Below are 14,406 nucleotides of genomic sequence, written 5' to 3'. Positions count from 1 at the left end.
TTAATTAACGATTTCGTTGCATAATTAATAAAGTATTAAGATATTTGACATAATTAATTCAAATCAAATCAATAATGAAAACAAAGTTTAAAGGAATTTTGACGCTATTACTGGCGTTTGTTGTGCAAATTACTTTTGCACAAGAGAAAACAGTTTCCGGAACAGTATCAGACTCAACAGGTTCTTTACCTGGAGTTAGTGTACTTATTAAAGGAACAAACAAAGGAACTGAAACAGATTTCAGTGGAAATTTTTCTATTAAGGCTAAAACAGGAGATGTATTAAGCTTTAGTTATGTAGGTTACAAAACTATAGAAAAAACAGTAGGTAACTCTACTACTATTAAGGTATTAATGACTGTTGATGCAAGTGTTTTAGACGAAATAGTTGTTACAGCTCTTGGTATTAAAAGAGACAAAAAATCTATTGGGTTTTCTCAACAATCTGTAAAGACAGAGAATTTAGTAAGATCTAGAGAAACAGACGTAAATAATGCTTTAGCTGGTAGAGTTGCTGGTGTACAAGCAGTAGGTGCTCCTTCTTCTGGTTTTGGAAACTCTGGAATTAGATTAAGAGGTAACTCTAACGTATTATATATTGTAGATAATATTAAAGTTAGTTCTACATCTGATATAAATACTGATGATATTGCAGATTTATCTGTTTTAAAAGGGTCTGCTGCAACTGCATTATACGGGCCAGAAGGAATAAATGGTGTAGTAGTTATAACAACTAAAACAGCTAAAAGTGGAGAGAGTTTAGTAACACTAAACCATAGTACATCAATGGAAAATGTTTACATTCTTCCTGAATATCAAAATGAATATGGTGGTGGTTACTCTCAAGACTTTAACACGTTTAACTTCGATGCAACAAGACATCCTGCATCTTGGTCTGCTTTTAATGGCCAACCAATGGTTGAATATAACGCTGATGAAAGCTGGGGACCAAAATTAGATGGTACACCTGTACGTCACTGGGACTCTTGGATTCAAGGAGATCCTGAATTTGGAAAATTAAGAGCTTTTGAAGCAAACCCAGACAATATTAAAAACTTTTTTGATACAGGAGTTACAAATAATACATCTGTAAGTTTCGCAAAAGGTGGTGATGATTACAACGTAAGAATGGGATTAACTAATATTGATAGAACAAGTGTTTTTCCAAACTCTAACAGAAGACAAGTACAAGCAACAATAAATGCTAGTTTAGACATTACAGATAAGTTAACAGCTTATGCTAACATGAACTACCAAGACAGAAGAACTCAAAACTTTCCTGACAATGGTTACGGTAACACTGTATCTAACTTAAACCAATGGTGGCAACGTCAATTAGATATGGACAGAGTTAGAAATTATGAGAGAAATGGACAGTTTGTTTCTTGGAACATAAATAGCCCTACAGACACTTCACCTTTATTCTGGGATTCTCCTTTCTTTGAAGCTAATGAAAACTTAAATTTTCAAACCAAAAATGCTCTTTATGGTAAGATTGGTTTAAAATATGAAGTAAATGAGAACCTAAATATGAGTTTAGATTTAAGAAAAACATTTAACTCTTATGAATCTAATGATAGAACAGCATTTGGAAGCTTAGGTGGACAAACACTACCGTCGTATAGTGAAAATGAATCTATGGACTATAGAGAAGAGTTATTTGGTATTGTTAACTACTCTAAAGATTTAAATGAAGACTTCGATATTACAGCAACTGCAGGTTTTGAACTTTCAACTGTAGGATCTGAAAGCTTAAGCGGTGCAACTGTTGGAGGATTAAACACATTAGGATTTTATAGTTTAAGTACTTCTGTAGATAGACCTACAGTAAACAATTCTTCTACAAAATTTAAAACAAAATCGATATTCGCAAAAGCATCTATAGGATTTAAGGATATGTTATTTTTAGATGGTTTTACAAGATATGATTGGGGATCTTCTGCGTACGAAGAAGCTAACAGAATTGATACTTATGGTGGATCATTAAGTTTTGTTTTTTCTAAATTAATAGAACAAAATGATTTTTTAAGGTTTGGAAAATTAAGAATGAGTGCAGCACAAGCTCCTTTATTCCCTACTCCTTATCAATTATCTGCTGTTTACGGTATTGGAACTCCTTATGGTAGTACTGGTACATTATCTGCACAAGGTACTTTTGCCAACCCTTTATTAAGAGGTGGTGTTCGTAAAGATTATGAAATTGGTACAGAATTAAGATTTTTTAATAGCAGATTAGGTGTAGATGTTGCATACTTTAAGAAAATAGATGAAGAATTACCAGTAAGTGTAACATTAGATGGGTCTACTGGGTATACAAGCACACTTAAGAATGATGGAAAACAAACATATAGTGGTATTGAAGTAATGTTAAACTATGACATTATCAAAAAAGAAGACATCGCTTGGGATGCTACATTAAGTTTTGCAACATTAAAAAGAACTGTAGATAAAATATCTGAAGGAATTGATGTAAATGTATTATCTTCTTCTTGGAGAGGTATTCAATTACAAGAAAGAGTTGGAGAAGAATGGGGTGCTATTTATGGTAGAGCTTTTAGTAGAGATGAGGATGGAAACATTTTATTATCTTCTAGCGGAACACCACAATATGAAACAAACCAACACTTAGGTAATGTATTACCCGATTTTACTGGGGGATTATCTAACAATATTCGTTACAAAAACTTTAATTTTGGTTTTGATATTGACTTTCAAAAAGGAGGAAAAGTATTTTCTGTTACAAGAATGTTTAACAACTACTCTGGTTTAGGAATAGAAACTGTTGGAGAAAACAACTTAGGTAACCCAGTTAGAGATGCAGTTGCAGATGGTGGTGGTGTTTTTATCGAAGGTGTTGACGCAACTTCAGGTGCTCCGGTTTCATATAATGTTAGCTCTAGTACATATTGGGGTAACTTATTTGCTCTTCATGAAAGATGGTTATACGATGCATCTTACGTTAAATTAAGAACAGTACGTTTAGATTATGATTTACCTACAACTGTATTAGCAAAGACTCCGTTTAAAACTTTAAACTTAGGTGTATTTGCTAACAATGTTTGGTTAATTCACTCTGCATTACCAGGTTTAGACCCTTCTGAAATTGAAACAAGTAACGGAGTAAACTGGACAGAAGGTGGACAATTACCAAATGTTAGAACAGTAGGTATCAATGTAAGAATGTCATTTTAATTAAAAAAAGATTTAAAAATGAAACAAATAAATAAAATAAAAACGCTTATTCTTGCTGCTGCAGTATCTTTTACAGCATGTGATACAGTGGATTTTGGTGATACAAACCTTAATCCTAATAACCCAAGTACACCAGTAACAGCATCTCTTTTAGCAAATGCACAAAGAGGAACTAGTGGTTACATAGCAGACACAAAATCGAACCTATATGTTCAATATTTATCTAATGGTCAATATGACGAAGAGTCACGTTATCAAACTTTAAACTGGAGTCCTAATGGATCTTATGGTTTACTTGAAGACTTAAGACAGATTATTGAAATAAACACAAATGCCGATACTAAACTTGCTGCACAAGCATATGGCTCTAATGGAAACCAAATAGCTGCTGCAACAATTTTAAAAGTATATATTATGCATGGAATGACAGATAGATGGGGATATCTTCCTTATTCAGAAGCATTAGACATTGCAAACAATATTTATCCTGCATATGATTCTCAAGAAGCAATATACAGTGGTCTTTTAGCAGAATTAGATAACGCATTAGCTTCAATTAATAGCGGTAAGGGACCTGATAGTGATATTTACTTCGGTGGAGATATGACTAAATGGAAAACATTTGCCAATACTATTAAAATGGTTATGGGTTTACGTTTATCTAAAGCAGACCCAACAACAGGAGAGGCTAAATTTAAAGAAGCAATGGCAGGTGCTATTTCTTCAAATACAGAGAATATTCAATATACATATTTAACTGAAGATTCTAATGACAATCCTTGGCAAGATAGATTTGAATCTAGAAAAGATTATTTATTAAGTGACGTTTTTGTAGATAAACTAATAGGAACCGGTACATCTACTTTACCAGAAGATCCTAGATTAGCTAAATTTGCGGAACCAACAACAACAACTGCTACTTTTATAGGAGCGCCTTATGGAGCTTCAAATTCTACTACAGCAAATTACTCTTTTATTACAGATAATGTAATTAATACAAGTGATGCTCCTTTAATGATTTACACGTATTCTGAAGTTTTATTCGCTAGAGCTGAAGCTGCTGCTAAAACATGGACAACTGAAAATGCAGCGTCTTTATATGCAGAAGGAATTACTGCTAGTATGGAACAATGGGGTATACCCGCAGCAGATATCGCTGTGTATATCGCAGCAAATCCATATACTGGAATTGAAGATATAGCTTATGAAAAGTATGTTTCATTATACCTACAAGGATTTAATAGTTGGGCAGAATGGAGAAGATTTAAAGCTGAAGGTACGGATGGTAGAATTAATTTAGTTGCGCCAGCAGATTTATTATCAAATGCTACAGATATTCCTCAAAGAGATGGATACTCTGCAACTGCACAAGCATTAAATAAAGATAATTACGACGCAGCAATTAGCGCACAAGGCGCTGATAATCTAGACACTACGCTTTGGATATTTAAATAAAAAACAAATATTTTATAAAAATTCATCCAACCTTTGTAAGGTTGGATGTTTTTTTTTGTCTAAATAAAAAGAATTAATCAAACATTTTTATGTTAAAAAATTGTTTTATTAAGTTTTATTTAAGACTTTTGGGACTAATTAATTCAAATAATTATACAATGAAAACAAAGTTTAATGGAATTTTAACGCTTTTTCTAGCGTTTGTAGTGCAAATATCCTTTGCACAAGAAAAGACTATAACTGGTACAATTACAGATGAATCTGGAAGTTTACCTGGTGTTAGTGTTATAATAAAGGGAACAACGAAAGGTACTGAAACAGACTTTGATGGTAAATACACAATCAAAGCAAAAACAGGTGATATTTTAAGTTTTTCTTATATTGGTTATATTAAAGCAGAAAGAAAAGTTTCTGGTTCTAATAGAATTAACGTTGTTTTAAAGTCAGACAATACAGTTTTAGATGAGATTGTTATTGTTGCTTATGGAACACAAACTAAAGAGTCTATTGTTGGTTCTGTAGCTGTAGTATCTAATGAAGTAATAGAAAAACAACAAGTTGTATCTGTTACAAATGCATTACAAGGAACTGTTCCTGGTGTAACTATTGTTTCTGCAGGTGGTCAACCAGGAGATAATCCAACGATTAGAATTAGAGGTGTAGGTTCTATTAATGCTGATGCTTCACCGTTAATTATTTTAGATGGTACGCCATATAATGGAAATATAAATTCTATTAGTGCAGATCAAATCGAATCTATGAACGTTTTAAAAGATGCTTCTTCAACAGCATTATATGGTTCAAGAGGTGCAAATGGTGTGATTTTAATAAACACCAAAAAAGGAAAGTTAAACTCTCCTACAAGAATTACATTCAGAACTTCAACAGGTTTCGCAAATCAAGCTGTTAAACAACATGAGTTGTTAAATACTGATGATCAAATGAGATATACTTGGGAAGCAATGAAAAATTCTGAAGTATACGTAAATGGAGCAACTCCTGCAGATGCTGCACAAACAGCAACTAATGGATTAGTTTCTGGTTTAGGATATAATCCTTACGGACCATCTGTACCAAACCCAGTAGATGTTAATGGTAACTTAGTTACTTCTAATAAATTATGGGAAACAAATTGGAGAGATTTATTATTTAACGATGCAGCTGTAAGACATGAACATGGTTTAACTGCTTCTGGTGGTTCTGCTGCTTCAACTTATTTCTTCTCTGTTAACTATTTAGATCAAGAAGGAAGTATTGCTGAGTCTGACTTTGAAAGAATTACTACAAGATTAAATATAACTTCTAAGGTTAAAGATTGGTTAACATTAGGTTTTAATACATCTTATTCAACATCAAAGCAAAATAACCCAACACAATCAGGTTCTTCTTTTCAATCTGCTGTGCAATGGACAACTTCAGTATCTTCTATTTACCCATTATACAGAAGAGATGTAAATGGACAACTTTTATCAGATAACTTTGGTCAGTCTATTTATGATTATGGTAACAACTCTAGCCAATTATTAAATGGTACTAGAGCTGTATTTGAAGGGGAAAATGCTTATGGTTCTTTATTTAACTATGTAAACAAGAATAATAGAGATAATATTCAAGCAAATGGTAATGCACAAATTAAATTTACAGACTACTTAAACTTTAAAACTACTGTTGGTTTTGAAAGAGTTTTATTTGATAGCTATGGGTATGTTCATAATGAATTTGGTTATGCTGCAAATGTTGGTGGTAGAGTATCTCAAACAAGAAATATTACTTCTACTTTAAACTTAATTAATTCATTAAACTTTGATAAGACTTTTGGAGATGTTCATAATGTTTCTGCAAGTATAATTCATGAAGCTTATAAGTTTAAAATTGATGGTTTTAATGCACAAGGTGTTGGTTTTTTACCTAACGTAAAAGTATTAAACGGTAGTACAACTCCAGAAGGTGTTGGAGGATTCTTAAGTGAAGAAAGATTAGAAAGTTATTTAGGAAGAGCTTCTTATAACTACGATAATAAATATTTTGTTGAAGGTTCTTACAGACGTGATGGATCATCAAGATTCTCTGAGGATACTAGATTTGGAAACTTCTACTCTGTAGGTGGTTCTTGGATTATTTCTAAAGAAAACTTTTTAGCAGATAATTCTGTAATAAACTACTTAAAATTAAAAGGTTCATATGGTGAATTAGGAAATAATAGAGGTATTGGATATTTCCCGTACTTATCATTATTTGAAACTGGAAACAATGAATTGACTAATACAGGTGTTGTATTAGGTTCTGTTAGTGATCCATTATTAACTTGGGAAAAGACTTCTTCTTCAAACATTGGTTTAGACTTTGGTTTATTCAATAATAGAATTAGTGGTAGTGTAGAATACTTTACAAAAGAGTCTATTGATTTATTATACACAAAACCATTACCTGGTTCTACTGGAAATACAGGAATTACTACAAATGTTGGAGCTATTAAAAACTCTGGTGTTGAAATTAACTTAAATAGTATAAATGTATCAACTGAAAATTTTGAATGGTCTTCTAATTTAAATGTTTCATTTACTAAAAATGAAATTACTGAATTAACTCAGGATTCATTTATTAATGGAACTAAAAGATGGGAAGTTGGTTCTTCTTTATATGAATTTTACATTAGAGAATACGCAGGTGTAGATACTGCAACAGGAGAAGCTTTATGGTCTATTGACGAATTAGATGCTACTACAAATGAGCCTACAGGTAACAAATTAACTACTAACGATTATCAAGAAGCTACACGTTACCAAACAGGAAAAGAATCTTTACCAGATTTTCAAGGTGGTTTTACAAATACATTTAAATACGGTAATTTTGATTTAAATTTATTAATGAATTTTAGTGTAGGTTCTTATGTTTATGATAGTACTTATGCTGCTTTAATGAGTGGATTTGAAAATTTCGGTAGAGCTTCATCAGTAGATTTAGTTAACAGATGGCAAAACCCAGGGGATGTTACAGATATTCCTCGTTTACAGAATAGTCAGAATGATTTTAATTCAACTTCTACAAGATTTTTATTTAAAAATGACTTCTTAAGAGTTAAAGCATTAACTTTTGGTTATACTTTACCAACAGATGTTGCAGAAAATATTGGATTAGGTAAATTAAGAATCTATTTTCAAGGAGATAATTTAGCTACATTCCAGAGTCATAAAGGAATTGACCCAGAGCAAAGTTTAGCTGGTACAACAGATAACAGATCTTTTAATCAAAGAATTTTTTCTTTAGGTCTTAACTTAGAATTATAAAAACAAAAAAAATGAAAAAATTTAATTTTAAATTATTATTCATACTTTCATTAACATTCTCAATGTTTAGTTGTGGAGATGAATTCTTAAACGATCCTCAACCAACAGATTCAGTAACAAGTGCTGTAATCTTTGGTTCTAGAGCAGGAGCAGATGCTTTCGTATCTGGAATTATGAGAACATTTAGAGGTCAATTTACATCTACAGATGCTGCAGGTTTAAACTCTATGTATTATGCAAGAACAGTAAAAGGGAACGATGTTATTCAACGTGCAACATGGTTTTTAAATGATTATGCAAATGATAATCGTGAGCCTACTTATAGACGTTCAAGTTTTAGCTGGAATTACCCATATTACATGATTAATCAAGCAAATAACTTAATTAATGGTGCACAAGCTTCTACTGGTTTATCTAACTTAGATAAGAATGAAATTATTGGTCAAGGAAGAGCAATAAGAGCTTTCTTTTACTTTCAATTAGCAATGGAATTTCAACACACTTATACGTTTGATTCTTCATTACCAGCACCTCCTATTTATACAGAATTATCTACAGAAGGTAATCCTATGAGTACGTTAGCTGATATGTATACTTTAATCTTAGATGATTTAACTTTTGCAACTAACAATTTAGGTGCAGATAGATTAGCAAAATCTTATGTAAATCAAAATGTTGCTTATGGTATTTTGGCCAGAGTATATCAAACAATGGGTAATTGGACTGGTGCAGAAGATGCAGCAATTAAAGCTTACGGAGGTGGAACACCTGCTAGTAACTTAAATTCTAATTATGCAAATGGATTTAATGATATTTCTGATTCTGAATGGATTTGGGGTAATGCACAAAGTTTAGATCAATCTAATTATTATTGGGGAGCTCCTCATGCACATGCAGATCACTTTGTATTATCTTATGCAGCAACATACTTTAATGTTGATTTTGTAAACCTTTTCTCTTCAACAGATATTAGAAATACATTCGTAGATGCTTATAGTATTGCAGATCCAACAGATTATAGAAACTTTGTATCTAGAAAGTTTACTTTTAACTTCGATTCTGATCACCCAGTAATAAGAACTGCTGAAATGTTATTAGTTGAAGCTGAAGCTAAATATTATAATAGTAATCCTACAGGAGCACATACTATATTATTTGCTTTACAGTCTAATAGAGATCCTTTAGCTGTAAAATCTACTAACACTGGTCAAGCATTGTTAGATGAAATTTTAGTTGAAAGAAGAAAAGAATTATATGCTGAAATTGGTGTAGAATGGTTTGATGCTAAACGTTACAGAACAGGAATTACAAGAACTGGTAACCAAAGAATTAAAGGTGCTTCTAGCTTAACTGCTGATGATAAGAGATTTTTCTTAAAAGTACCGCAATCTGAAATTGATGCAAATGTGAATATTGACGAAAGCGTTAACGCTGACAGATAATATTTAATTACAAAAATTAAAACCATCTCTTTATGAGATGGTTTTTTTTTGCTCTTTTTTTAACATACATTTGCAAAATGGAGAATAACATGACTACAGAAACGACAAACATTTTTGGTATTAGAGCTATAATAGAAGCTATAGAAAGTGGCTCGACTATAAACAAAGTATACTTACAGAAAGAATTAAGAGGAAATCTATTCTATGAGTTAAACCAACTTATCAAAGAAAAAAAACTATCTACAAGTATGGTACCTGTAGAAAAGTTAAACCGTTTGTCTAAAAATGGTAATCATCAAGGAGCTGTAGCACAAATTTCTCCTGTAGAATTTCAAGATTTAGAAACCTTAATAGAGAAAACTTTAGAAAGTGGTACTACTCCACTTTTTCTATTATTAGATCAACTTTCTGATGTTAGAAACTTTGGTGCAATTATTAGAACTGCAGAATGTACTGGTGTAAATGGTATAATCATTCAGAAAGATGGAAGTGCTCCAATAAATGCTGAAACCATAAAAACATCTGCTGGTGCAGCATTTAAAATACCTATTTGTAAAGTAGATCATATTAAAGATGCTTTGTTCATACTGCAAGCTTCAGAAATTAAAACTGTTGCTGCAACAGAAAAAACTGAAGATTCGTTATATGACATTAACTTAAATCAACCAATTGCAATAGTAATGGGATCTGAACATAGAGGAGTTAACCCATCTATACTTAAAATGGTAGACTATAAAGCAAAATTACCTTTATTAGGTGAAATAGCTTCATTAAATGTTTCTGTTGCTTGTGGAGCATTCTTATATGAGACAGTAAGACAAAGAATGACTAAATAATATATAAATACCTAATTTAAATCTCCTTCATGCTCCTCCTCTATTATTGGTGGAGCAAATTGTCCGTTTTCATCAAATAACAAATCGAATTCTGTTTCTACAAATTGATGCTCTTCTTTGACAATACCTTTATTTCTATATAAAGCCGCAAATAGTATTCCTACTAAAAAACCAGATAAATGTCCTTCCCAAGACATTCCTTCTTTTATTGGTAGAACATACCAAATCATGCTTCCATAAAGAAATATTATAATTAGTGAAAGTGCTACTAACCTATAATGCTTTCTTATAATTCCACTAAAAAAAATAAAGCTAAAAAGAAGATAAACAATTCCACTTGCTCCAATATGGTAAGATTCTCTTGCAATACACCAAGTTATAAATCCAGACAGAAGTGCACCATAAATTAAAACTTTAAAGGCAATGTCTTTATAAAAATAAAAAAGGCTTAAAAGCAAGACAAATAAGGGAATTGAATTATTAAATAGATGACTAGTATCACTATGTATAAAATGAGTTAAAAAAACACCTCTTAAACCTATTAATTCTCTTGGAAAGACACCATATTTATTAAAATTGAAGTTGAAATAGATTTCAATCCAATAAATAAACCAAATACCAAAAACATATAGCGTTGGTATAAAAAATATAGACTTCGATATTTTTAATTGTTTTTTATCTTCCATAGTTGTAAAAATAACAAATATGCTACCAAATTAGAAAATAGCAACTTCTGTCATAAAACTTTATTATTTTTACAAAATGAATGAACCTTTGGCAGAAAGAATTAGACCTAAAACTTTAGAAGATTATATTAGTCAGCAACATTTAGTTGGTAAGAACGGTGTTTTAACTAATTTAATTAAACAAGGAATAATACCTTCTTTAATTCTTTGGGGACCTCCAGGAATTGGTAAAACTACCTTGGCAAATATTATAGCAACTGCCTCTAATAGACCTTTTTATACTTTAAGTGCTATTAGTTCTGGTGTTAAAGACGTTAGAGATGTTATAGAGAAAGCTAAAAAAAGTGGCGGTTTATTTACTGCTAAGAACCCAATATTATTTATTGATGAAATTCATCGTTTTAGTAAATCTCAACAAGATTCTTTATTAGGTGCAGTAGAAAAAGGATGGGTAACTTTAATTGGTGCAACTACAGAAAACCCAAGTTTTGAGGTAATACCCGCACTACTTTCTCGTTGCCAAGTTTATATATTAAATTCTTTTGATAAAGAAGATTTGGTTGCTTTACTTCATAGAGCAATGGAAAAAGATGAGTTTCTTTCAACAAAAAAAATTAGTTTAAAAGAAACAGATGCTCTCTTACAAGTTTCTGGCGGTGATGCTAGAAAACTTTTAAATATTTTTGAATTATTAGTTTCTGTTGATGATGAAATTGAAATTACTAATGAGTTAGTGTTGTCTAAAATTCAGAAAAATACAGCTAGATATGATAAAACTGGCGAACAACATTATGACATCGTTTCAGCATTTATTAAATCTATACGTGGTAGCGACCCAAATGCAGCAGTTTATTGGTTAGCAAGAATGATAGAAGGTGGTGAAGATGTAAAATTTATTGCACGTAGAATGTTAATTTTAGCTTCTGAAGATGTTGGAAACGCAAACCCAACTGCTTTAATTTTAGCGAATAATACGTTTCAAGCAGTTTCTATTATTGGTTATCCAGAATCTAGAATAATATTAAGTCAATGTGCCGTTTATTTGGCTAATTCAGCCAAAAGTAACGCATCATATGTTGCCATTGGTCAAGCACAAAATTTAGTAAAACAAACAGGAGATTTATCTGTACCACTTAACCTAAGAAATGCACCAACTAAGTTAATGAAAGACTTAGATTATGGTAAAGATTATCAATATTCACATAATTACCCTAACAATTTTGTAGCCCAAGAATTTCTACCAAAAGAAATTTCGGGAACAAAGCTGTATGAGCCAGGTAATAATCAAAGAGAAAATCAATTTAGAGAAATATTAAAAAATAGATGGAAAAATAGATATGATTATTAGAATTTAATCTGATAACTTTCTTCTACTAATTGACCATTCTCATAAAATTCTGCAATCCAAAAATTACCTTTTTTATAAAGTAATCCGTTTTTATCTTTAATAATAAAAACGTCTTTAACATTTGTATTCAATATTAAAAAAACAACTGCAGGTTTAGAATTTATCAATTGAAAACCATTTTCTTTCGGTTGTGCGTACAAAGTATTAGTTACAGTTGCACTTTTACTTTCTAAAGAACTAGACAACTTTTTCTTAACAGGTATAATAGTTTTTATTGTGGCTTTTGGTGAATTAACATTATTTTTTTTAGTAGAAACAACAACATTTTCTTTATTAGCAACAAAAACGGTCTCATTATTAATAGCTTCATACTTCATATTCCCCATACTAGTATGTGCTCTTCTAATTGCTTCTTGAAAACTTTTCTTATATTCTTTAAGTCTACTTTCTCCTTTTTGTGATGTATAGATAACTTTATTATAACAGTTTTTAAATTCTATAACAACTTCTGTTTTAAACATTGAAGACTTATCTACAACCTCTGCAGTTAAACCTTTACACGGGTTCTGGTTAAGCTCTAAAGGATATTCTTCAGAATCTAAAACAACCGTAAAACCATTCTTTTTTAATAAAAATTTAGTTAATGAACTGGTTTGATATTGATCGTCATGTTTTAAAAAACTAAATCTTTGAGGAACAATTATATATTTATAATTAGATACTTCTTTTTCCTGACCATAGCTAAAAAAATTTGTTGCTATTAAAAATATGATGATTAATGTATTTTTCATTTTAATTAAAAATTAGGTTAAAACCGAATTGTAAAGAAACATTATTTGCAGACGAAATATCCGATAATTCTGTAATATTATCAAGAATACCATAAAAATTAATTTTCCATATTTGAGCAGAAACACCTACGCCAACATTGTAATAAGAATACTCATCTAAAGTATAAGTTACTTTTGTTTGTAATTTATTAGAAATAGATTTTTCATAAAAACCAGTAAGCGCAAATTGATTACTCAATGGCCTAAAAACTGAATATAATTGAGCGCCAAAAGCGTCTGTATAAAAATTTTTGTAGGTATTATCATAACAATATTTACCTCTTTTCTTACCAAAACTATATTTTATAGCAGCATTAAATTTTGTAGGTCTCCAGGAAATATAAGACTCTTGAGTCTCTGTTGTTGGTAATTCTTCTTTTAATGAAGTATTTAATTCGTCCCAATAATTAACATTATTAGCATCATAATTAAAGCCTATTCCTTCGAAGGTAAAACTACCCTTTATTAAAGTATTTTTAACATTCTTACTATGGTTTATAAAACCAACATCTAACAAACTAGACGAAAACTGTAATTGTGGTGTTATATGGTATGTTAAACCAACATCTAAACCCAAACCTAAATTACCGCCTAAAAAAGTATTTTTTAAATACGTACTAGCACTGTTAACATACTCATTATCTTCTACTAAACCTGCTGATTTAAAATTTACATTAATATTATCTAAATGATGAATATAAATATTATTATCACCTAAATTAGTAGTAAAAGTACCAGCGTTATTTGTTGATTCTATATTTAAAGCAGATGAATAAATTTTAAAACGACCTCCAATTGTAAATTTATCATTTACTTTTCTTGTAATTCCTGCATGAATAACGCCTAAAACATCAACTTTATATAATAACTGAGAAAAATTAAAACTTTTATTTAAAAAAGCTGAATTCCCTTCATTTACAAGTGTAATAATATCTTTTGGCAAGTAACTAATAGCATCTAATTCTTGATAAAAGCCTGCACTTAAATATGTTTTTTCATCTAATCTATAACCTAGACTAAAAACCTCTATTTGAGAATTTATTTTTAGATAATCTCTAGCATCTATTTTTTTTAAAACAGATGTAATTTTATCTGTTATAGTTCTATTATCTGCTGCAAAAATATCTGAAACTTTAAAACCAGTAGAACCAAATTCTGAAGAAAAACCAGACAATAAAGGTAGGCCAACATGGTATTTATAATTAGTTTCTAAGCCTGGGTTTATTAATAAGGTCTGTGGCAAGCCAGCAAAGTCATATAAAACTTGTTTGTTTTGTGTGTAAACATTTAAAAAACTTCCTATACATAACAATAGTATAATTTTTCTCATA

The 14,406-nt window shown here is 30.6% G+C and carries 9 protein-coding genes; 6 read left to right on the top strand and 3 right to left on the bottom strand.

Annotated elements, in window-relative coordinates:
- Nucleotides 1–74 precede the first annotated feature (74 nt).
- From SHK09_RS07915 to rlmB, 5 genes are all read left to right on the top strand, one after another.
- Complete coding sequence (locus SHK09_RS07915; RefSeq protein WP_319810235.1) at nt 75–3,191, top strand: SusC/RagA family TonB-linked outer membrane protein; 3,117 nt, start codon at nt 75–77, stop codon at nt 3,189–3,191.
- 18 nt (nt 3,192–3,209) lie between these two features.
- A complete protein-coding gene (locus SHK09_RS07910; protein ID WP_319810234.1) occupies nt 3,210–4,646 on the top strand; it encodes a SusD/RagB family nutrient-binding outer membrane lipoprotein in 1,437 nt (478 codons plus the stop codon).
- 158 nt (nt 4,647–4,804) lie between these two features.
- A complete protein-coding gene (locus SHK09_RS07905) occupies nt 4,805–7,933 on the top strand; it encodes a TonB-dependent receptor (RefSeq protein ID WP_319810233.1) in 3,129 nt (1,042 codons plus the stop codon).
- An 11-nt stretch (nt 7,934–7,944) separates the two neighbouring features.
- Complete coding sequence (locus SHK09_RS07900) at nt 7,945–9,375, top strand: RagB/SusD family nutrient uptake outer membrane protein (RefSeq protein WP_319810232.1); 1,431 nt, start codon at nt 7,945–7,947, stop codon at nt 9,373–9,375.
- A gap of 89 nt (nt 9,376–9,464) precedes the next feature.
- Entirely contained in the window at nt 9,465–10,211 is a 747-nt protein-coding gene (gene rlmB / locus SHK09_RS07895; RefSeq protein WP_319810231.1) for a 23S rRNA (guanosine(2251)-2'-O)-methyltransferase RlmB, read from the top strand.
- 11 nt (nt 10,212–10,222) lie between these two features.
- On the opposite strand, the gene SHK09_RS07890 is transcribed toward rlmB, so the two are convergent.
- Nucleotides 10,223–10,897, bottom strand: coding sequence for a rhomboid family intramembrane serine protease (locus tag SHK09_RS07890; RefSeq protein ID WP_319810230.1), 675 nt, complete (start codon nt 10,895–10,897; stop codon nt 10,223–10,225).
- Nucleotides 10,898–10,973: 76 nt separating this feature from the next.
- On the opposite strand from SHK09_RS07890, the gene SHK09_RS07885 reads away from it, so the two are divergent.
- Nucleotides 10,974–12,245, top strand: a complete 1,272-nt coding sequence (locus tag SHK09_RS07885; protein WP_319810229.1) for a replication-associated recombination protein A — start codon at nt 10,974–10,976, stop codon at nt 12,243–12,245.
- Here the strand turns inward: SHK09_RS07885 and SHK09_RS07880 are convergent.
- Nucleotides 12,242–13,036: a hypothetical protein gene (locus SHK09_RS07880; RefSeq protein WP_319810228.1), complete on the bottom strand. Its 795-nt coding sequence runs from the start codon at nt 13,034–13,036 to the stop codon at nt 12,242–12,244. The two genes, SHK09_RS07885 and SHK09_RS07880, sit on opposite strands and share 4 nt — an antisense overlap.
- Before the next feature lies 1 nt (nt 13,037).
- Nucleotides 13,038–14,405, bottom strand: a complete 1,368-nt coding sequence (locus SHK09_RS07875; RefSeq protein WP_319810227.1) for a DUF5723 family protein — start codon at nt 14,403–14,405, stop codon at nt 13,038–13,040.
- Between the last annotated feature and the right edge of the window lies 1 nt (nt 14,406).

It is taken from the genome of Polaribacter sp. PL03, assembly GCF_033875165.1.
Taxonomy (GTDB): Bacteria; Bacteroidota; Bacteroidia; order Flavobacteriales; family Flavobacteriaceae; genus Polaribacter.
The sequence above is the reverse complement of the archived record's forward strand: the minus strand, read 5'-3'. Positions and strand labels throughout refer to the sequence as shown.